The following is a 22,286-nucleotide window of genomic DNA, read 5'->3' on the forward strand; positions in this document are numbered from 1 at the left end:
CTTATTCTTTTTCCGCTCCTAAGACAATCCCCTTGACAAAGAATTTTTGTACAAATGGATAAACGGCTAGCATTGGCAACGCAGCAATAAAAATTTGTGCAGCTTTCACTGTTCGTTCGGACAAGTTTTGTAATGTCTCTGCATCAACACTCATTTTAGTAAAGTCTTGTTGGACAATAATCGTTTGCAAAAAAGTGGACAACGGATAATGCTTGACATCGGACATATAAATTATGCCGTCAAACCATGAATTCCAATGGAATACCATTGTAAAGAGTGAAATCGTCGCAATCGCTGGCACAGAGATTGGTAAATAAATTTTCCAGAAAATCGTGAAGTGATTTGCCCCATCCATTAAAGCAGCTTCCTCAAGCGATTTTGGCACCGATGTACGGAAAAAGTTAATAAGCAAAATTAAGTTGAACGAGCTGACCGCAGACGGCAAAATGAGCGCCCAAATCGTATCAGTCAATCCGAGCTTTGTCACAACCATATAGGTCGGAACAAGCCCACCATGGAACAGCATAGTAAAAACGAAAAACCACATATAAATTTTTCGTCCACGAAATGCTTTGTCGCTTTTGGATAACGGATAAGCTGCGCACAACATGACTGCCATGGAAATGGCCGTCCCTAATACGACCCGTAAAAAGGAATTCCAGAGGGAGCGCAAAAAGTTTTCGTTCCCGATCGTTTTTTCGTACGCATCAAGCGTAAAATCGACTGGCCAAAGCCCGACAAGATTGGCCGTTGCTGCTGCACTACCGCTAAAAGAAACAGCTAAAATATGAATAAGAGGCAAAATACAAAGCAAAGCAGCAACCGTTAAAAAAGTATAGTTAAAAATAGTAAATATTTTGTAGGACAAGCTTTTTTGATAATGATGATGCATATGCCTCCCCTCCCTTAAAAAATTTTATAGTTAGCATACTTATAGGCGAGACGATATCCTGTCACTACTAAAATAAAGCTAATGATCGATTTAAATAACCCAACGGCCGTCGCATAGCTAAAATCCCCGTTTAAAAGACCGACGCGGTAAACGTACGTATCGATAATATCACCCGTTTTGTAAACGAGTGGGTTGTACAAGTTTAAAATTTGATCAAACCCCGCATTTAAAATGTTTCCTAACGATAAAGTCCCCACAACGATGATAATCGGCAACATGGAAGGCAAGGTAATGTAAATGGTTTGCTGCCAACGATTCGCCCCATCAACAATTGCAGCTTCATACAATGATGGATTAATTGAAGTAAGAGCAGCTAAAAACACGATCGTATTAAACCCACATTCTTTCCAAACATCAGTCACGACAACAACTGTGCGAAACCAATCATTATCACCGAGAAAGAAAATCGGCTCAATACCAAATAATGCCGTCAGCACGCGATTGACCATGCCCCCTTCTGGGGAAAGCATATCAATCAAAATACCGCCTAAGATAACCCAAGACAAAAAATGCGGTAAATAAACGATCGTCTGGACAGTCCGTTTAAACTTCATTACATATATTTCATTCAGTAGTAAAGCGAACGCAAGCGGTATGGCAAGATTAAAAATGATTTTCAAAGTGGAAATTACAAGTGTATTCCATATCACTTGACGAGCATCTTCATATTCAAACATCGTTTTAAAATGTTCAAGGCCAACCCAAGGTGAATGCAAAAAACCAAGCCACGGCTCATAATCTTGAAATGCCATCACTAATCCAAGCATTGGAATGTACTGAAAAACGAATACAATGACAAGGGCTGGAAGCAACATCGTATGCAACTGCCATGTCCCTTTCAACTTCCATTGTTTCCGCGTTCCAACCGCCGCTGTTTGCTGTTTTAGATCTACTGTCGGCTGCATTATTTCCTCCCCCTTTCTCTTCGTTCAAAGCGCATTTCCCAAGCATACCCATATTAAGAAAAGATAGGTGCAGACACCGATTGTCATAATGGATTATGCCAACCATGTCCGCACCGCTATACCATGCTCTTTTACTTTTCTCCTTTCACTGATTGATACCATTCGTTCACTTCTTTTGTAATCTCTTTACCGCCAGATTCTTCCCACTTTTTCACGAAATCATCAAATGCACTGAGAGGAGCCCGGCCATAAATAATGTTGGCAAACGTCTCACGCTCCATTTTCGTTAGGAATTCAAAGCGTTTTTGCATTGTTTTTGTCGGCGGTCCAGTAAATTCATTTTCGATGCGGTATTGGTTTTGCTGATTAACAATTGTTGCTGCTTTCATGTAAGAATCGCCTTGAGAAACAATTTTTGTATATTCGTACGCATTCTTAGCATCGCGTTTTGTTGTATACAATTCTTCTGCTAATTCGTAAAGCATGTACGGAACAGTCGGGATATCTTCTATGATAAAATACTTTCCTGGATCGATTTTTCCTCCAGGAATTTGATCTACATCATAAACAGGCTTTCCATCTTTAATGACATAATCATAACCTTCAGCCAATCCATACTCGAAATATGTCGAATCATTGTAAATGTAGCCATAAATAGCATCTAAGTATTCAAAAAACTTATCCATATGTTTAAAATCTTTACTAAACAAAAACATTCCCGTGACAAGCCCTTCACCGCGCCGCCCAATTTTGCCGTCTGGGCCGCTTGGTAGCGGATATGGCTCAACTACAGCCCCTGGATTATTTTTCAATGCATCTGTGATCGGCCAGCCAGCTGCCCAAGGCGGGGCGGAAATAATCCCAGACTTCCCGGCAACAAAGCTTTCAATTGCCGTTTGTTCATCTAAAATACCTACTTCTTTATCTAAATATCCCTTTTTATACCATTCATTCAATTTTTCTAGAGCCTTTTTCATAGACGGTTGAACGGAACCATAGACCAAAGAACCATCTTCTCCTTTTGACCATGAACCGGGCACATAATTGCCGTAAGCGCCGAAAATAAAGCTGCCATCAGCAAGCCATGTCGCCAAGCCATTTTTGCTGGCTAGCGTTAAGCCGATCGTATCCTTTTTTCCGTTTCCATCCGGATCTTTGTTGACAAACGCATCCATAATTTTTTCAAGATCTTCGATCGTTTTTGGTGGCTGGAGTCCTAACTTGTCGAGCCAGTCTTTGCGAATCCAAAGCAAGGAGTCAGAGCCATTTCCTCCAGAGAACCGTGGAATCCCGTAACGTTTCCCATCTACCGTAGCCGGATAAAACGCTTCCGGAAATTTCTCATAAATCTCTTTTAATCTGGGTGATGCATATTTCTCAATAGCTTCATCAACTGGCATCACTTTCCCAGAACGGATTAAATCGTTGATTAATTGCCCATCGGACACTTTAAATACGTCAGGCAACTTTTGCCCTGATGATAAAGCCAAACGGATTTTGTTGTTGTATTGTTCATCATTTGGAACAGTCCAAAGCGTTTCCCATTTGATGCCTAACTCTTTTTCCGACCACCGTGTAATCGGGTTATTATTAAGATCTTCCCCATCACGAAATTTTGTATCATCTTTTAGCGTACGCACGGTTGTAATAGTAACTTTTCCATCTTTCGACTCGCTAGAGCTGCCTGATGAAGCTGATTCGTTGTCTGTACATCCCGCAAGCACTCCAGCTGTCAGCACGGTTACCGTTAAAGTGGTAAAAACCTTTTTTAACACCTTTCTCCCTCCAATCCCGTTTTCTAAATCCCCCTTACTCGCAACCACCATAAAGAAAAACGATATCGGTCTCTCTCTAAATAAATCCCCCCTTTCAAGCCTTAGATAGTAAGCGGTTTCAAACGAAATATTAATAAATTTAACCGAAGGCCCTGCTTTCCTGTGGTGTTTTTCAAATGGAGAAATATAGCAACTTTCCTATTGGATGAATTGTACGCTAGCTAAAGGGATGGCCGTTTTTCACTAGCCTTGTAAACAACCTGCTTTTTCTCTTTTGGTCATACAAATTTGATTATCGGTCACAAAATTAACATTCTAGTATACTAGTTTGGAAATAATATCTCCTAGTTCGAAAAGGGCAAACATACCGTCTTACATAAAATTTGATTACTAGTAACACTAGTATACCAGTTTTATTTTGATTATAACGAAAAATCTTCCCTAATTCAACATTTTTCTGAAAGTTCCTTAATTATTATGGAAGAGGGGAACTAAACTCTATTTTCTCCCCTCTTCGCTATATAGTATGCTTTCAAAGCAACTAGAAGTTAGATACTCGCCACTCTCCAAAAAGCTGACTTCGGTTCGTGTTGTTCATCAAACAAAAATGGCCAGTTTTTTCTCCCTTGCACCGGAAAGTGATCGAGCCACGTATAGTCATCGGCCATTCCCCAAAATGTTACACTTTCAATTACGTCACGATACTCCTTGAATAGAGTGAAAATTTGTTCGTACCGCTCTGCCTGTCGTTCGATCATTTCGTTTGTAGGGGCAGCTAAGTCCTTGCGATGGTCGTGAAATTCAAACATAGATACATCAAGCTCCGTAATGTGAAGAACCACATCGAGAGACGCATATCGTTCAATGGCTGCTCGAATTTCGTCCAATGACGGGCGCGTCAGGCTCCAATGCGCCTGCATACCGATGCCGTGAATGGGAATCCCTTTGTCTCGCAAAGATTTAACTAGTGTATAGATCTTCTCGCGTTTTTTCGGAAAACATTCATTATAATCATTGTAAAACAACAACGCGTCTGGGTCGGCTTCATGAGCACAGAGAAACGCCTGTTCAATAAAATCGTCCCCAATGATTTGGCGCCACTTCGATGAACGCAACCATTCGCTCCCCTCGTCAGCCACCGCTTCGTTGACCACATCCCAGCAATACACTTTCCCCTTGTACCGCCGTACAACTGCGGAAATGTGGGACTTCATCCGCTCAAGCAACACATCCCTGCTGATGAAATGACCTTGACCATCCTGAAACACCCAATCCGGCGTTTGGTTATGCCATACGAGCGTATGCCCGCGAACCGCCATGTGATGGGAACGAGCGAAATCGACGATTCGATCGGCGATGTCAAACGTGAACCGCCCTTCTTCCGGCTGAAGGTGTTCGAACTTCATATGGTTTTCGGCTGTAAGGCTGTTGACGTGGCTAATCAACAGCTGTTTTTGTGATTCAATGGTCACCGGATTAACTGCCGCTCCAATGCGAAAGTCATTCGCAAATACTTCACGGAGGGAGGGGAGCGATTGACTCACGCTCATTCCCCCTCCTCAAGCCATAAAATGCTTGTCACGCCGCGCGGATAATATTTGCTGGCTTTAATTTCACCAGCGATGATTTGGTCACTCCAACTCCAAATCGAAAGCGTTGGATGAGTAAGCCATGCAACATGGGCAGCATCGGCCCGTTTGCCTTGTTCGTCCCACTCCCAACCTAACAGATGGCGGGCGATAAACTGGCATAAGTAAATTTTGCTCAGCCACGAGTTGTTGCTCGTTGAGGAAATCTTCCATCCTCCATCCGGGAACAAACAAATTCCTTCCCGAAGCACATAACGCAAATGAGCGTTCAAGGCTTGAATATATTCTCCGAAGCGGCCGTCTTTGTTTAACGCCTCATGACAATTAGTGAAATAAGGGAACACAAGCCCCTCGATAGCTGGGATGATTTTGGAGTCGTTTCCTTCTCCCATGACAGCCGGGATGTACCCATCATCAGTCACATAGCTGACGATTGTCGCCGCACATTTTTCTGCCTGCTCTCCCGCCAGCGCGGCCAATTCTTCCTTGCCGACATCATGGAATAATTTCTCAAGCGCTACATAGGCTGCCCAACATTTACCTGCTAAATATAAATTGTTGCGGGCTTGGCCGAGGGAAACGTCCAAACTGTCATACGTCGTAATTTCCGCTCCGCCCATCGTGCGAGTACTATCCAATCCCATAATGCCATTCCGTTTTTCCGGATCGGGATGATCGCGGCGAACCATGCTTTCTAGACACTGTTCTAAGATGGCAAGCCGCTTGTCGCGCCATGCCCAGTCTTTGGTTTGTTCAATGTACACCGCAGCGCAAAGCACCCAGTTGACGAGCTGTTCGTGCGTCATATGCGAGAAGCAACCGCTAAGGCCATATAGCTCGTATGACGAGTGGTGCGGGCGCAAGAACGTATTCGCTACTCCCATGTCATGAGTAAAACTGATGCCACCCGGATATTCTGTCTCTTCTCCCGGAAAACGAACACCATCCTCGTAACTATAGCGTTCGACATATAAGTCAAGGACATTTTTCACCGTCCATGGATTCATCTTCAACTCAAAAAACAGTTGGTCGACGGTCAAATCAAACGTATTCATCATGCGGTACTCGCCTTCGTTGACAACCCAAATCGGCTTTCCTTCATGCTCAAGCAGCTGTGTATTGCCGTAATAACTGCGAATGGCATGCGCCATCATAAACTTTTGATCATCGGAGAGCCATTCTTTTTCAATGAGTTCGTTCGAACGAAACGATTGCTCCTTCAGCACTTCTGCCTTCTCTAACGCATAAAGGCCGACTTCCTCAATATTATTAAAGAAACGAGTATAGAAATAAGAAGTATCCATTCCCGCTGTCACGTAACCGCCACGATAAAAACAAACAGCAAACTGATACGTTTTCTTTTCACCCGCTGGAACATCGACAATTAACGCACCGACTTTTCCAAGCCCAAACGTCCAGTTTTCTTCGAGCTGCGCCGTTAAAATATCTTCCATACTAAAATGCAACGCGGAGCGAACATCCTCGTCTTTGGAAACGATGCCAACAATTCGCCCTTGCCCAACTCCGCGCAGTTGCGGGCATGTCTCATCGATTCGCCGCATCGAAGTATACGGATCGGTGCCTTCGAACCCGAAAAACGCCCGCCGTGCTCTCGTTCCATTTGTATTATCAATCTTCATCTCAACGATTACAGCTGGAACCAACGCCAGCTTGAGTGCTTCCTCGTCCGCGGTTTCCGGATCTGGCACCGCTTTTACAGGAGAATAAATCGTAAACGTTAAATCTCCAGCCTTCCATGTATCTGTTGCCACATGAAATTCGCGTTGAATCTCCTCTTTGGCAAACGGGATTAAAATGTTCGGTTTTTGCGGATTCGGGTCGGGATTTTCAATGTCATACCGTTTACTTTCATCTTCTCCCGATGTCTCCCAAAATGGTAGAACGTGATATAATCCCGATTCATGTAACGATTCTACGCCAATAAATACGTTTTGCCGCGGTGGACGGGCGAGTTCGAGATCCAATCCCCCGCTTTTTCCCGGAAACCCTAATGTGAAGCTGGAAAACGCTCCAACCGGTGAATGGTGGGCGTTAAAAAATAGATTGTTTGGCATAATCATTTTTCTCTCTCCTTTTCTCCTCTTTATCCTTTTATCACGCAAACAGCATCATTTTAATAGCAATCGATAGAATGTTAATTTGGTAGAGGGATCACCTAGATTATTTAATCCATCGTCTGCAACTGTAATAACTCGCTGATGGTGACAAATTCATATCCTTGCAACCGCAACTCTGAAACGAGTATTTTAACAGCTTGGATCGTTTGCGAACGATCCCCAAATCCATCATGGAAAAGCAGGATGCTTCCATTTTTTATATGATTGCGGGTCTTCTGAACAATATAATCGACACCAGGTTGCTCCCAGTCTAGCGCATCAGTATTAAGAGCACCAATCATCTTATAGCCGAAATGATGGCACATTGACATAACAGTTTCATTATAGTCAAGATAGGGTGGACGGAAGACAACAGCCTTTCTTCCAGTCATAGCGGCAATCATTGCATCCGTTCGCTCCATCTCTTGCAAGCAGTCATCTTCATCTAAAGAGGTCAGTCTAGCATGCGAATACGTATGATTGCCAATTTCATGCCCCTGTAATTTGACAGCTTCTACAATTTCGGGATGTTCCTCCATATGACGCCCAATCATGAAAAAGGTCACCTTTCCCGCTATCTTCTCAAATATATCTAGCACCTTTAACGTATAAACCGGATTTGGTCCATCATCGAACGTTATGGCGACCACCTTGCGAGGCGTCTCAACATGTTCAATCATTTCCAATCTAGACATGCCATCCTCCCATTTATTCAGCTATGCCAAACCGATACATCGTCGTTGATACCCGCTCCTCATTTGCTGACAGTACCCAAGACGGAAACTGTGCATGGTGAATCGCATCTGGCAACCCTTGGGTTTCAAGGCAGATGCCCAAATATTTTCGCGATGGCGCACCGTTAAGATCGAGCCCTTCCGGCAATTGGTTTGACGTGTACACCACCACACCGACTTCATCCGTCTCGACTGTCAACATCCTCCCACTCTCGTCGTCATAGAGCACAATTTCTTTGTCATGATGCCGGTCAAGCCAAAACGGATGATCGTATCCTTGCCCGACAAGTTCAATTTGCGGATGTCCCGATTCGACTGCCTCTCTTACTCTCTTTCCTTGACGCAAATCAAACGGTGTGCCGGCGACATCGATGACTGCTCCGGTTGGAATCAATTCCTTATTCAACTCTAACACGCGCGAACTTTGGATCGTTAACGTATGGTCCAAAATATCCCTTTTTAAGTTACCGCTTAAGTTAAAATACGTATGATTTGTCAAGTTGAACAATGTCGTTTGGTCCGAATGGGCTCGATAGGTGACGATCCATTCGTTGTCATTATTAAGCCAATACGTCACTTGAACATTCACTGTTCCAGGATATCCTTCTTCCCCGTCTGGACTCGTATAGGAAAAGATCACCCCGACCCCATTGTCGCGCTGGATGGGCTCCGCCTCCCAAAGTACGCGGTGGAATCCATTCGGACCGCCATGCAGATGGTTGTTGTTTTCGTTTTTCGCTAATTGATACGTGACGCCATCAAGTTCAAAGCTAGCCCCTTGAATACGTCCTGCTACCCGGCCGATCACCGCCCCAAAGTAAGGGGTATTCGTCAAATATGGATCAAAGTCGTTAAATCCAAGTACAACGTTCTCGACGTTTCCATTCCGATCCGGGACAAGCAGTTTCGTCACAATGCAGCCATAATTCGTCGCCGATAGTTCCATGCCGCGGTCATTCATCAACGTGAACAAAAGAACGTCTTTTTCATGAAGTTGAGTCCATATTTTTTTGGAAATATCCAAAATTCCTCCCCCTTTCCCAACTGAGCAAAGCAATCCTTTCTACGTTTATACTGTGGTTAGAATAGTTTGTATATATCACAAACAAACTTTATATAACGACTCTTTACACAGACGAGTTGGCATGCGAAGTATATAGATGATATAGAAATAGAATCTTGAAAAGAGATAAACTTGCTGGCTAGAAATAACCCTATTTGCATACTCCCTACTGAATATTACCCTTTTACCGAACCAGCAACTAATCCCTCAATAATACGATCACTCAAGAACAAATAAACAATCAAAATCGGCAAAATACTGATCACTAGGGTAGCTCCAATGGCTCCCCAATCGGTTAAGTATTGCCCAACAAAGTTATTTACCCCTACTGTAATTGTTTTCCATTTCTCCGAACTAATGAACGTGTTCACAAACACGAATTCATTCCAATTGTAAATCATGTTAATGATGGCTGTGGTGGAAAGAATCGGTACAGTCATCGGTAATGTAATTCGGAAAAAGATTTTATGGATCGAGCAGCCATCGATAACAGCTGCTTCTTCAATTTCCCTCGGCAATGATTGGTAAAAACCTAATAAAATCATAATGGTAATCGGCAAGTTAAATGTCGTATACGAAAGAATAATAGAGACTGGATTATCAATTAAGTTAATTTTATTGTAAATATTAAATAATGGAATTAATGTCGAATGCAGCGGAATCATATAGGCGATCATAAATAAAGCTAAAACAACACCTTTCAATTTCCACTCCATTCTCGTCAATGCAAACGTAACAAAACTTGCTAGAATCAATGTTAACAAAACGGCAACAACGGTATACCAAACACTATTTAAAAAGTATTTGTTAATCCCTCCATCAAACCATGCATTGATATAATTCTCCCAACGTGGAGATTTCGGTAAAGCAAATGGCGACATTCCAAATACTTCCTGATTTGTTTTCAGTGACAACTGAAATAACCACACTAACGGGTATAGTTGAACAAGCGCTACAATGACCAATACGAAGTAAAGAATTCCCATTCCTATTCGTCTTAAGGGTGATTGGTGTTCGGATCTTGAGCCGCTCTTCCCTTTCATTGTAAATTCCCCTTTTACTCTTTATTTGTTCTTAGCATTTTTTGAATCATCCATGTTGTTCCCATACTAATGATCAATAGTCCAAAGCCAATCGCACTCCCATATCCGAAATTAAATTTTCCAAACGCCTCTTTGTACATATAGGAAGCAATCACTTCTGTAGCATGGCCGGGCCCGCCCCCCGTCATGACATAAATGAGGTCGAAATATTTCAAGGAACCAACAACAGCGAGAATAGTTAGCACTTTCAGTACTCCCGAAATAAGGGGTACTTTAATTTTATAGGCAATTTGAAATGCATTTGCTCCGTCAATTCTTGCTGCCTCAATAAGCTCTTGAGGAACATTGATTAATGCTGCATAAATAATAATGATATAAAACCCGGCATATTGCCAGACAATGGGAACAAAGATCGCATATAACGCCATATCAGGATCTGCTAACCAAAGTGGAGTATCCTTTATTCCAAACATAGACAACAAGCTGTTAATCAGTCCGTTCATGGGATCAAAAATTTTGATCCAGAGCTGAGCAATAGCGACAGACGACATCAGCATTGGGATAATGTAAATTTTTCTAAATAGATTAGCTCCCTTAATCTTGCTCGCCAATACTAATGATACAATCAAATAGCCAACTAAGCTCAGGACAGAAAATATCGCCAACAGGACGGAGTGCCAAGTGCTTTCCCAAAACAGCTTGTCATGAATCAGTTTTTTGTAATTTTCCAAGCCAATAAACTTCATCTGGCCTACCCCGCTCCAATCCATCAAGCCATAATATCCCGTTAATACAATCGGGATATAAATTAAAAACAAGACAAGAAGAAGCGACGGTAGGACATAAAGAACAATCGCTGTTTTATTGGACATAACATTTTTCATCGCCAATAACCCCTTCTCGGTTTACAAATGAGGGGGCATATGTTGCCACCCATGCCCCCAAAATTCTTGTTCACTTTATTTCTTTGCTTCCTCAGCGAGCGCTTCATCATGTTGCTTTGCAAATTCCTCCGGTGTTACTTGTTTACCAAACAGAGCCGTCATCAAATCGTGGTGCAATTCGGACACATTCGGGCTTGCTTGAGTGTCAAACCAAGTCGTGATATTTGTTGCGTTGTTAATATCATTTAAGACATCAAGATACATTTCTGGCACGTCTAATCCTTCCGTATTGACTTTCGTAGCCGGAAGAATGCCTGCCCCTTCAACCGAACGTTTGCCCCATTCTTTTACAAGAAACGCAGCGAAATCTTTGGCTTGTTCTTTATGTTTCGAATTTTCTGCAACAAACGCTCCTAACCCTGGGCCGCCGACATAGCTGTTCACATCTGTTCCTTTTCCGCCTTCGTACAGCGGGAATTTAAAATAACCGACTTTTTCTTTAAATTCTTTTGGAACATCTGGGCTTGTCGTAAAGTTCGGCAATTCCCATGTAGCCGTTAAGAACATTGCCGCTTTTTCGTTTAGGAAATAACCCTTGGCATCGTCATTCGAGAAGGCAGTATTTCCTTTCACGAAGAATCCCATATCGACAAGATTTTGAATTTCTTTCGCCGCTTTTACAATGGCTGGATCAGACATTTTTACTTTCCCATGAATGACGTCCGTCAAAATCGTCGGGCCACCAATCCGGTCAGCGAGGTACATAAACCACATTGATGCCGGCCATCCGTCCTTCGAACCAACCGTTGCTGGGATGATACCATTTTTAGCTAACGTTTTTCCGATATTTTTCAAATCTTCAAAGTTTTTCGGTTCTTGGAGACCATATTTTTTGAAAATCTCTTTATTGTAGAAAATATAAGTAATGTTCATTTCCATTGGCAGCGCATAAAATTTTCCATTAAACGAATACGATTCTGCTGTACCAGGTACAAACTGGTCTTTAAATTCTTTTTCTATAATATCATCTAACGGGGCAAACTGTCCTCCCGTTGCATACGGTTCAGCAAAACCGTTGGACCACGTCAACCCCACATCAGGCAATTCATTCGAAGCAGCCAACACTTTTAATTTATCCCGATATTGATCAGGATTTAACACTTCCACATCGATCACAACATTTGGATTTTTCGCTTCATAGTCTTTAATAATTTCTTCGACGAGATTATAGTAAGCTGTCGAACTTCCTTTCGGCCAATCATGCATAAACTTGAGATGGATTTTCCCGTCTCCCGATTTGTCCCCGCTTGCCGATTCACTCGACGAAGAGCAGCCAGACAATGCAAAACCGATCATAAGCGTAAATAAAACCAACAATGTTAACGCTTTCTTTTTCACTAATTTTGCCCCCCTTTTTGTTATTTAAAATTAATAAACTTGCTTACGAATACAGTGTACCATTGCAACAGGAGGCAAAAAAGGTAACAACGATTAGGGAAAGTACCATTATTTTCAGATAATTGAAACCCCTTTATTTTGCCGTTTTCGGTAGCTATTCGGCGTCTCTCCTTCCATTTCTTTAAATAACCGAATGAAGTATTTAGTTGTTTTGTATCCGCATTCTTCAGCAATTTCCGACACAGTCATTCTTGTCGTAATCAACAATTCTTTCGCTCGCTGCATTCTCCTTCTTGTAAGATATTCACTAAATGTCAGTTTCATTTGTTCTTTAAACAGCGTGCTAAAATAACTTGGGTTCAAATGGACATGTTCTGCTACATCTTTTAACGATAAGTCCTGCTTTAGATGGTGATCAATAAACTGAATGGCTTCCCGGACTGGCTCACGTGTTTGGCTACTTTGATCAAAAGCGTTTATCAATTTATCATCAATCACTTTTTCGATGACCCTTTCTCTCTCTTTCTTATTAGAAACATGTATGGCTTTTTCAATCGCATCGATCAACTCACTTTTTTTAATGGGCTTCAATAAATAATTCAATACACCAAGGCCGATGGCTTTTTGCGCATAATCAAAATCAGGATAGGCGGAGATGATAATCACAACGGGAGAAACTTCTTCTTCATTCATCCTTTCCAACACTTCAAGACCCGTGATCTCTGGCATTCGAATATCCGTCAATAATACATGTACCTTTTCTTGTTGTAAAATCGTTAATGCCTCCTTCCCATTGGAGGCTGTCATAATTCTATGTTTGCCAGAGGCCCACTTTTCCAACGCCCTTTTAATCCCCTCTCTCGCTCTTGGTTCATCATCTACGACTAAGATCGTCTTATCGTACATTACGTTTCACCTCCGTTAACAGGAATTTTCAGCGTTATCTTCGTTCCTTTGTTTTTATGGCTGCAAATTGTTATACTATCACTTATTTCCTCATTATAGTAAAGCTGCAAGCGTTTTTTGACATTATGCAAAGCCATTCCCTTCCCACTTTTTGAAATAATATCACCAGTATCCATTGCCTGTTTGACAGCCTGCAGTCTTTCCTCGTCCATCCCGACCCCGTCATCCTCCACAACGATCTGTATATAACTATCTGAAGCTAGCTCGGCCGCTACCGTAATGGTACAAGAAGCTAATTGATTTTCCGAACCATGTACGACCGCGTTCTCAACCAATGGTTGAATTAAAAGCTTAGGGATTTTTACATGCTCTAGCGCCTCCGGTAACAGCAAACACCACTTTATGCGGTCACCAAACCGAAATTTTATAATTTCTATGTAATTCCCAATATGATCAAACTCTTCTTTCAACGTGACCCAATCGTCGTTTGAATTTCTACTGATAGTATAACGAAATAAATCCGACATCGAAACGACCACATCAGCTAAGTCTTCTTCCCCCTTTTCTTCTAAGGACCAACGCAACGATTCCAAAGTATTATATAGAAAATGAGGATTAATCTGTGCCTGCAACGCTTTTAACTCACTTTGGCTACGAATAATTTCTTTTTGGTATACCGTTTTAATCAGATGGTTCGTTTCCCTCACCAATTGGTTGTATGTGCTATTCAGTTCTCTTATTTCATTAACAGTGATCGTTTCCGGATCAATAGTTAATAATCCCTCATTAGCAAGTCGCATCGTTTTTGTCAAGTTGACAATCGGCTTTGTAATCATATTGGAAAGAAATAAAGAACATAAGAAGTAAATCACTATCCCAATGATACCGGCAAAAATAATTCCCAGACGGATGCCATTCATTCCCTTTGTAAGAGCACTAACAGGAGTTAATATAACAACGGTAAATCCTTTAGTAGAGGATTGCTTCGTCACCATATATTCAATCTGATTAATCTTTGTAGTTGACTGATGTTTCAAAGAAAGAACATCGATTGATTTTGAAAAGTTAGAAAAAATCGGATTCCACTCATGATCCAATACAAATAAATATTGTTGCGTATTTACTTCGGTAATTGAAAAATATGGTTTATTAATCCGGACCAATAAATAGCCGCCATTCTCAAAATTATGCTCGATCAAGGATATTCGTCTAATCGCCAAATAAAAATCGTCATTTTTCGGATCTTCTCCTATCCAAACCAACTTACCTTTCGCTTGTTCGGCTTCATGGATCCATTTTACATTGATACGCTGAAACATTTTAGTTGAGTCGTTCAGCGGAAAAATCTGCTTTAAATCTGTAGTATATAATTCAACTGAATAAACTCCTTCAGAGTTCGCCTGAATATTATTTACAATGCTTTTTAGTCCCTGTAACTCCGCAAACGTTACGCTCTTCCCTAAATACATTCGTTCAAATAGTTTTTGAACTTCGTGATTCGTCATAATAGATTTTGTTGCCGTATTTAACTGTTCAAACAGTGAATCAATCCTCCCGCTCGCCTCGACAGCTGTCTGCCTGATTTGATCTTCCGCATTATTCTTGATAAGTAAAGATACTTGTCTGAGGGTAATGATACTGACTATAGACAGTACGATGATCATAACAAATAAGAATATAACTAATATTTGATTCCGCAGCGTGTTCCATTTTTTTATACGATCTACCATAACGTTACGTACCTTTCTATAGTAAAATTGCCGTCCTACAAGTTATGATTAACACAACGTACGTTGAAATGTTAATTTCTCAACCGCACCTGTACCATCCAAGCATTCAATGTATAACTGTGACATCCTCCAACACTACGGAAAAGAGTTATAAAACAAAAATGCATCACTTCATCAGAAAGCTAGTTGCTTAAACTATGCTTATGTTAGATTGGTTGCTAATAATTCCACGCTCACGAGTCGAGTATCTTTCCGTTTTGGTTATACCTTACTTTTGCCTGAATAATTAAAGAGAACAGACTCTTCTAACTAAACAGTATAGTAGTTTTTAAATAGTTTGTATATAACCTAAACAAAGATTACATTTAAATTCATTATTAACCAATAAAAAAACGCTGGTTGAGATACACTCACCGATCTACTCAACCAGCGATTACATTTTTGCCCTCAGTTTTCGTTAATCCTGTTCTACACCACTTCTCATACGTAAAGGGTGCTTCTTTCCTTATAACCTTACGATCGTTCCCGTCTTCATCGATGTACGCCAAGCATCTAACACCTGCGCTTGTTTGATCATGCGCTCTGGAGAATACAACAGCAGTGTGCCTCCAAGAATACCGCGCGAGAAGTGCTCGATTTGCAGCGCGTATTGATCGCCTTCCCTTACATTTCCGTCATCGGTCACAACGGTGATTCTCCCCTCACCGCCATCGGTACTGTCAAACGTTTATCCTCCACACTAACATTTTTTCCTTGAGTTTTAACGATTGAAAGAAAAAAGTTCTCGATCCCTATTTTTTCGGCCATCATTGAGGTAGCCACATACTCAACAGCCAAAACAAAGGAGTGACAAGCTTGTTACCTCAATGATTAGCCTATTTGCTCGAAATAATCAAGACCCAATATCAAATCATTGTATACTTAATGGGTATGATATTTGGAAAATCCTTGAATCTTGAGGACTTGGACGAACCCGTCCAAAAGCCGTACCGGAAACTTCAGGTCGATGACCTTCCGATCATCGATGTGCCGAAAACGATCGACTTTCGAAAGCTTCTAACAGACTACGAGGCGCAGCACAGCCGTCCTTTGTAGCCCATTCAACGTCGCCCGAAGGCGAAACACGGTGTTCCTGATTCACTGATCTGCCATCGCTGCCAGGCTCCCTCCTCCTACCTGTACACCATCAATGGTAGAAAAGGGCAAAAACCATGCAAAGTGTGCCAGTGCCGGTTCAACCACCGAAATCGGTTCACCAAGCAAGTGGTCTTTCGTTGCCCGCACTGCAAAAAGACGTTGAAAAAAATCAAGGAATGTAAAGATTGCCCGTTTTACCAGGCCAACCTTCGACGGATGACGAACAAGAAACACCGATGTTTTCTCCAAGATCCACAATCCTTCAATGTGGGATATTGGTTTCGAGAATTCTTGTTTGACTTTCTCCCACTGACTTCCTTGCCGCCCATCAATCCGAAGGTCGATTTGTCCCGGATGGCTGTGTCACCGCACATGTTAGGACTCAGGCTGACGTATCATATCAACTTCGAGGATGTCCTCCCACATGACGGCAGCCGCCATGAAGGAGATCCATGGCAAGGTCGATCTCGAATTAGACGGTGCTTAACTATGCCAACAACGCCGCACTTTGAATCAAGTCCTTTGTGACCGGTTCCCGTATGAACAGGTCGCTTCGTTCTGTGGGGACGAGACGCATATTCGTGTGAAATGCCGTTGGCATGACCTGTTCTTTATATTCGACACGGTGAAAAAGATCGGACTGTCGTATCGCATCTCCACCCAGCCGAGACACGCTCTCGGCTATCAAGGCCATGGATGATGTCCTGCAGAAGCTGCCGTCCCTTCCCAGCGACTTGTCGTTCGTCGTGGATGGCAATCTCATTTACTGTCTGGCGCAGCAATTATTCGCCCAGCATGGGATCTCGTTCCATGTCCACCAAGTGATCGGGCTGACCAATGAGGATCCGGTGTTAGAAGAGTTTCGCCCTCTCAAGCCAATCATTGAGCGATTCAAACAGACCTTTAAAGACAACTACCGCCCGACTCATGGAGTTGTACGGAAGAAGGCTCCAGTGTCCTTTGTGACGCTGTTTGCGGCGTACTTCAACTTTCTGCGCCCAACACGGCGCGCTCGAAGTCTAGGTACCGGTCGTCATCCTGGAACTGACTGATCTTCCACATATGCCGACCCGCTAGACAAAGCTTATCGCCTTGGCTCAGAACTCTCTTCGAAACAAGGCAGCCTAACTTTTTTTGTCCTCCAGAACCTACTGAAGAGAAAACCTGATGGAGTCGGGAACCCTTGACCAACCGAACACCGCCAAAAGCAACATTCGGTAAGGGCAAGAGTGGCTTTTCGATTGTCTTCTTTTTTGTCCCCATCTCCCTTAGCGACTCTTTCGCTCCTTTGGCAAGTGTTGGTCAAGGGTGAATCCGGCCTTAGGCATCCCTAAGATGCTCAAGGGGATAGTATGTGTAGAGTTTTCATAAAACCTTTGACGCTACCCTTCCATCAACATACATTCGTTTAAACAATAGAGCATCGTGAAACGATTCAGACGCAACCGATGGGCTTCCTTCAAACTACGCTCTACTAACAATGGATCGATACCGAGCTGTTGTGGAGCAACCGCCCCGCCTACTTTCTCTACCATTGCCCGAATACGCTCTGGGGAGGGCAACGATTCAAGCAGCTCCTGAATAGAATCCGTATAGGTTTTGAGCCGTTCCCATATGGTTTCGTCCATTGACTTTGGGCGTTGCTTTAATTCGCTCAACAAAGGCCAAAAGACACGTTGGTAGTGCTCCACAATAATCGGAGTCGATACCCCCACTTTTGCTCCATGGAGCACCTGCCGTTTATTCTGACGTAAAAATTCCATTTCCCAATAGTGAGAAAGATGATGCTCGGCACCGGAAGCGGAGTACGATTGACCCATGAGTAACATGGCGATGCCCGACTGAAGAAGCGCATCCATTAATACATGAATCCCCTTTTCATTCCCCGCAGCAATATCCTCCATATGGTCGACACAAGCGTTCAGCGACTGTATCGTCAGCTGATAAACAAGCGGGCAATACGGCTCGTTCGCCATCCAATGGGCAAACTGCCAGTCGGCCAATGACGTATACTTTGCCACCATGTCACCGAATCCAGCAGCGATCATCGCTTTAGGTGCTTGGCATAACACATCCGTATCGGCAAACACAGCAATCGGCGCCTGTGCTTGAATGGTCTTTTTCACCCCGCGAATGATGAGCGGAGCGCCCATGGACGTAAATCCATCGACCGATGGAGCAGTAGGAACCGAAATGAACGGAACTTTCATTTTGTAACTACTAAAACGAGTAATGTCATGAACCGTTCCCGCTCCTACGGCAATGAAAGCATCGACATCATTCGGCGTTTCTAGCAGCACTTGCATGATCGCACGCTCATCGGCGATGACATCTTCATTTTCATCTGACTGAATAAGGCACACTGTATAGAGAACCGATTCGTTTTTCAGTTTGTCGCACAATGATCGCCCTGCCGCCGTAAACGTGCGATTGTCAGCCACCACAACGACTTTCTTATACTGTTTGTATCGCAAATAAGCGGCCAACTGGTTAAACGCCTCATGGCTTACGACGATTTGTTCAATCGAAATATCATAATGATGATGCCCGCACTGACATTGCTTGGCTAATGAAACGATGTTGTCCAATGTTTGATTCATTGCATGATCTCCTTCCCTAAGCGGATGATGTCGCCAATCGAGTCCAACACATAATCGGGCCGTTCCTTGGCTCTCAATGCGTCAAGCTGACTCGGCTTTGTATTACCGGTCAACACGAGAGCGGTTCTCATCCCATGCATCCGCCCCATGCGAATATCTGACTCCACACTGTCACCAATGATAAGACAACGGTTAGGCGGCACTTGTAACTGACGTAAGGCCGCTTCAGCCATAAAGCAGGTTGGCTTTCCAAATACGAATTCCACCTTTCGCCCCGTCGCCGCTTCAATCGCCCCGACCATCCCCGCTACATCAATGGCATTCCCATGTTCATTAGGGAACGTTTTATCAATGTTGGTCGCCATGATACGCGCTCCATGAGAAACAGCGCGAAACGCTAAATTCAAGTCTTGATATGTCATTGTCTCATGCAGTGTAATAACAAGAAAGTCCGCTTCCTCCGGCACGGCTGCCAATCGAACTTGGTGAAGGCGCAACTCTTCGCGCAGCCCCTTATCCCCCAGCGTCCAAACTTGACAGAGCGGATAGTGTTCGCGCAAAAATTGTGCTGTGACCGTTGAGGATAAAATAATCTCCTCTTCTGTTACGGCCATCCCGAATCGTGTGAGCTGTTCATAGCACATGCGCCGTGACCAATTGCCGCGATTGCTGACGAACACGATGCGTTTTCCAAGAGAGCGGAGGTGGGCGATCGCCTCATCCGCATGCGGAATCAGCTGATTCCCTTTCCATATCGTCCCGTCCAAATCAATCAACACACCTTCAATTTCATCCGTCACCGGCATCCCCCTCTTCTTTGCCTTCGTATGTAAGTATGTAATATCTCTGTGAACTTTGCTCCCTTATAACCGTACAATATTTCCTGTCTCCATCGATGTGCGGCAAGCGTCAAGCGCCCGCGCCTGTTTGATCATTTGTTCCGACGAATACAACAGCGGTAAACCTTCAAGAATGCCGCGCGAAAAGTGTTCGATTTGCAACGTGTATTGATCACCTGGCACTGTTTCTTCTCTTATATTTCCATCGTCAGTCACAACCGTAATCCGCCCCTCACCTTCATTGACATCTGGACGGTACGCCCGCGAGACAACGATTTTTCCCTTTGTGCCAACCACTTCATATTCATTTTGTGGAAACATATCAAAACTGCACGTGAACTGGGCGAGAACACCGTTTTCCATCCTCATCCAACTATTCGTCGTTAAATCGACCGAACGGTGCGGATCAAAATAGGATTGAACGAATAATTCGATTGGTTCGGCGTCAAGGATGTGTCTTGTCGAGTGCACGCAATAGCAACCGACATCAAACAAGCTTCCCCCGCCAAGCTCATGGTTCATACGGATATTCGTTTCCCGGTCTTGCAAGTAAAAAGAGAAATGGGCACGCATATACTTGATGTCGCCAATCTCCCCAGCAGCTAAAAGCTGCTTCACTCGCTCATGCTGCGGATGAAACTGGTACATAAATGCTTCCATGAATAAAACACCGTTTTTCCCGCACGCCTCGATCATGCGTCGGACATCCTCTTCACATAAGGCAGCCGGTTTTTCGCAAAGCACATGTTTTTTCTTCTTTGCCGCTTTGATCGTCCATTCAGCGTGCAGGCTGTTCGGAAGCGGAATGTACACTGCGTCGATGTCCGGATCATCAAGCAGCTGTTCGTAGTTGTCATACGCCTTTGGAATGCCGAGCTCCCGTGCCACTTGGCTGGCTTTCCCGCTTTCGCTGGCGATCGCCACGACTTCAGCGTGATCCGCCCGGCGAATGGCCGGAATCATAGCGTCTTTGGCAATGGCGGCTGTACTCATAATACCAAAGCGGACTTTATGTTCCATGTTTCGTCTCTCCTTCCTGTTTGCAATGGGAGAGGCTGGCCCTCAGACCAGCCTTCATTTCCTTATCGTTTTCCTAAACGGATGACATTCCACGATAACTTCGGCAGCGTAGCCGACACTTTTCCAGCGGACATCTGGGCATTGCCGTTGCGGTGCGGAACAACCGGAGAAGATTGCGCTGAATTCGTTTGTTTCACGTTTTCATGTTCCAACACGATATGTTCAATGACGCGATAATCCTCAAAATTGCGGGCATCGCATTCAAGCAATAACGAATCTTCCATATCACGGTTGACGGCGAAAATCGTTACTTCTTCTTTTTCTTCATTGTAAACCGCAATCGACTCTAAGTACGGCACATCCGTAAAGTCTTTGCTGTCGTATTTCGGGCTTGAAATGACTGGGTGCAGCGCCACCCCTCTGCCATAAACAGAGGCATGCATAAACGGATAGTAAATCGTTTGTTTCCATGCCGGGCCATTCTTTTCCGTCATGATTGGTGCAATGACATTCACTAATTGAGCCAAGCAGGCAATTTTCACCCGATCGGCATGTTTCATGAGCGTAATAAGCATGCAGCCGACAAGAAGTGCATCTTCAAAGTTATAAATATCCTCCAACAGAGGCGGCGCGACGGTCCACGGTTCAATTTGCTTATCCGCCTCATTTGAGTGATACCATACGTTCCATTCATCAAACGAAAGATGAATCGTCTTCTTGCTTCGTTTTTTCGCCTTCACATAATCAGCAATGGCCACAACCGAACGGATAAAATCATCCATTTCCAGCGACATCGCCAAATAATTCGCCGTGTCATTATCTCGATTTCCAAAGTATTGATGGAGGGAAATATAATCGACATGCTCATACGTATGATCAAGAACGATCGCTTCCCATTCCGCAAATGTTGGCATATTTCTACCTGAACTTCCGCACGCAACAAGTTCAATTGTCGGATCCACCCATTTCATCACTTTGGCCGCTTCACAAGCGATTCGTCCGTACTCAACGGCCGTCTTATGGCCGATTTGCCACGGACCGTCCATCTCATTGCCTAGACACCATGTTTTAATTTTATGCGGCTCTTTATAGCCGTGGGAAATGCGCAAATCGCTGTAATACGAGCCCGATGGATGGTTGCAGTATTCAACCAAGTTGCGTGCCGCATCAATGCCGCGCGTTCCTAAGTTGACGGCCATATTCACTTCGGCCCCGACCATCTTTGCCCAATCAACAAATTCATTCAACCCGATTTCATTGGTTTCCACCGACTTCCACGCCAAATCAAGACGCCGCGGCCGCTTTTCTTTCGGTCCGACTCCGTCTTCCCAGTTGTAACCGGACACAAAATTCCCGCCCGGATAACGGATAATCGGTACTTGTAACTCTTTCACCATTTCAATGACATCCTGCCGGAAGCCGTTTTCATCCGCTTGTGGATGACCCGGCTCATAAATCCCTCCGTATACCGCGCGGCCGAGATGTTCGATAAAAGAGCCATAAATCCGTTTGTCGATTTCAGCGATTTTGAAGTCTTTTTCGATGATCATTTGGGCTCTTTTCACACTCATAATTAATACATCCTTTCCATATG

18 protein-coding genes and 1 pseudogene are annotated in these 22,286 nt (G+C 43.6%); 1 reads left to right on the top strand and 18 read right to left on the bottom strand.

Features of this window, described 5'->3' with window-relative positions; all coding sequences use genetic code 11:
• Position 1: 1 nt before the first annotated feature.
• The 14 genes and pseudogenes from NSQ22_RS10015 to NSQ22_RS10080 all read right to left on the bottom strand — a co-directional run bounded on the left by NSQ22_RS10015 (position 2) and on the right by NSQ22_RS10080 (position 16,482).
• Complete coding sequence (locus NSQ22_RS10015; protein WP_008880068.1) at positions 2-892, bottom strand: carbohydrate ABC transporter permease; 891 nt, start codon at positions 890-892, stop codon at positions 2-4.
• Positions 893-906: 14 nt separating this feature from the next.
• Positions 907-1,857: a sugar ABC transporter permease gene (locus NSQ22_RS10020; protein WP_011887514.1), complete on the bottom strand. Its 951-nt coding sequence runs from the start codon at positions 1,855-1,857 to the stop codon at positions 907-909.
• A 131-nt stretch (positions 1,858-1,988) separates the two neighbouring features.
• A complete protein-coding gene (locus NSQ22_RS10025; protein WP_008880065.1) occupies positions 1,989-3,632 on the bottom strand; it encodes an extracellular solute-binding protein in 1,644 nt (547 codons plus the stop codon).
• A gap of 548 nt (positions 3,633-4,180) precedes the next feature.
• Complete coding sequence (locus NSQ22_RS10030) at positions 4,181-5,176, bottom strand: endo-1,4-beta-xylanase (protein ID WP_081157505.1); 996 nt, start codon at positions 5,174-5,176, stop codon at positions 4,181-4,183.
• Positions 5,177-5,178: 2 nt separating this feature from the next.
• A complete protein-coding gene (locus tag NSQ22_RS10035; protein WP_081157504.1) occupies positions 5,179-7,296 on the bottom strand; it encodes a glycoside hydrolase family 52 protein in 2,118 nt (705 codons plus the stop codon).
• Positions 7,297-7,406: 110 nt separating this feature from the next.
• A complete protein-coding gene (locus tag NSQ22_RS10040; RefSeq protein ID WP_008880061.1) occupies positions 7,407-8,033 on the bottom strand; it encodes a polysaccharide deacetylase family protein in 627 nt (208 codons plus the stop codon).
• Positions 8,034-8,046: 13 nt separating this feature from the next.
• Positions 8,047-9,096: an aldose epimerase family protein gene (locus tag NSQ22_RS10045; RefSeq protein ID WP_008880060.1), complete on the bottom strand. Its 1,050-nt coding sequence runs from the start codon at positions 9,094-9,096 to the stop codon at positions 8,047-8,049.
• Between the two features lie 215 nt (positions 9,097-9,311).
• Entirely contained in the window at positions 9,312-10,178 is an 867-nt protein-coding gene (locus NSQ22_RS10050) for a carbohydrate ABC transporter permease (protein ID WP_008880059.1), read from the bottom strand.
• A 14-nt stretch (positions 10,179-10,192) separates the two neighbouring features.
• A complete protein-coding gene (locus NSQ22_RS10055; protein ID WP_008880058.1) occupies positions 10,193-11,062 on the bottom strand; it encodes a sugar ABC transporter permease in 870 nt (289 codons plus the stop codon).
• Positions 11,063-11,137: 75 nt separating this feature from the next.
• A complete protein-coding gene (locus NSQ22_RS10060) occupies positions 11,138-12,460 on the bottom strand; it encodes an extracellular solute-binding protein (protein ID WP_008880057.1) in 1,323 nt (440 codons plus the stop codon).
• 114 nt (positions 12,461-12,574) lie between these two features.
• The gene (locus tag NSQ22_RS10065) at positions 12,575-13,366 is read right to left on the bottom strand and encodes a response regulator (RefSeq protein WP_008880056.1); all 792 of its coding nucleotides are present in this window, start codon (positions 13,364-13,366) and stop codon (positions 12,575-12,577) included.
• Positions 13,366-15,096 (bottom strand): sensor histidine kinase, encoded by a 1,731-nt coding sequence (locus NSQ22_RS10070; protein WP_008880055.1) that lies wholly within the window; start codon positions 15,094-15,096, stop codon positions 13,366-13,368. The genes NSQ22_RS10065 and NSQ22_RS10070 overlap by 1 nt, the downstream gene beginning before the upstream one ends.
• A 505-nt stretch (positions 15,097-15,601) precedes the next feature.
• A pseudogene (locus NSQ22_RS10075) lies at positions 15,602-15,813 on the bottom strand (gfo/Idh/MocA family oxidoreductase); the annotation flags it as partial.
• A 420-nt stretch (positions 15,814-16,233) separates the two neighbouring features.
• Entirely contained in the window at positions 16,234-16,482 is a 249-nt protein-coding gene (locus tag NSQ22_RS10080) for a hypothetical protein (RefSeq protein WP_311088110.1), read from the bottom strand.
• 443 nt (positions 16,483-16,925) lie between these two features.
• Here NSQ22_RS10080 and NSQ22_RS10085 point away from each other — a divergent pair, with 443 nt between their 5' ends.
• Positions 16,926-17,285, top strand: coding sequence for a hypothetical protein (locus tag NSQ22_RS10085; protein ID WP_311088111.1), 360 nt, complete (start codon positions 16,926-16,928; stop codon positions 17,283-17,285).
• A 330-nt stretch (positions 17,286-17,615) separates the two neighbouring features.
• On the opposite strand, the gene NSQ22_RS10090 is transcribed toward NSQ22_RS10085, so the two are convergent.
• From NSQ22_RS10090 to NSQ22_RS10105, 4 genes are all read right to left on the bottom strand, one after another.
• Positions 17,616-18,833: a sn-glycerol-1-phosphate dehydrogenase gene (locus tag NSQ22_RS10090; RefSeq protein WP_081157617.1), complete on the bottom strand. Its 1,218-nt coding sequence runs from the start codon at positions 18,831-18,833 to the stop codon at positions 17,616-17,618.
• The gene (locus NSQ22_RS10095; RefSeq protein WP_099233537.1) at positions 18,830-19,633 is read right to left on the bottom strand and encodes an HAD-IIA family hydrolase; all 804 of its coding nucleotides are present in this window, start codon (positions 19,631-19,633) and stop codon (positions 18,830-18,832) included. The genes NSQ22_RS10090 and NSQ22_RS10095 overlap by 4 nt, the downstream gene beginning before the upstream one ends.
• Positions 19,634-19,696: 63 nt before the next feature.
• On the bottom strand, positions 19,697-20,692 hold the full coding sequence (locus NSQ22_RS10100) for a Gfo/Idh/MocA family oxidoreductase (RefSeq protein ID WP_081157616.1): 996 nt from the start codon (positions 20,690-20,692) through the stop codon (positions 19,697-19,699).
• A gap of 62 nt (positions 20,693-20,754) precedes the next feature.
• Positions 20,755-22,263, bottom strand: coding sequence for an alpha-N-arabinofuranosidase (locus tag NSQ22_RS10105; RefSeq protein ID WP_081157615.1), 1,509 nt, complete (start codon positions 22,261-22,263; stop codon positions 20,755-20,757).
• Positions 22,264-22,286 lie beyond the last annotated feature (23 nt).

It is taken from the genome of Geobacillus sp. FSL K6-3411 (genome assembly GCF_037965715.1).
GTDB lineage: Bacteria > Bacillota > Bacilli > Bacillales > Anoxybacillaceae > Geobacillus > Geobacillus thermodenitrificans.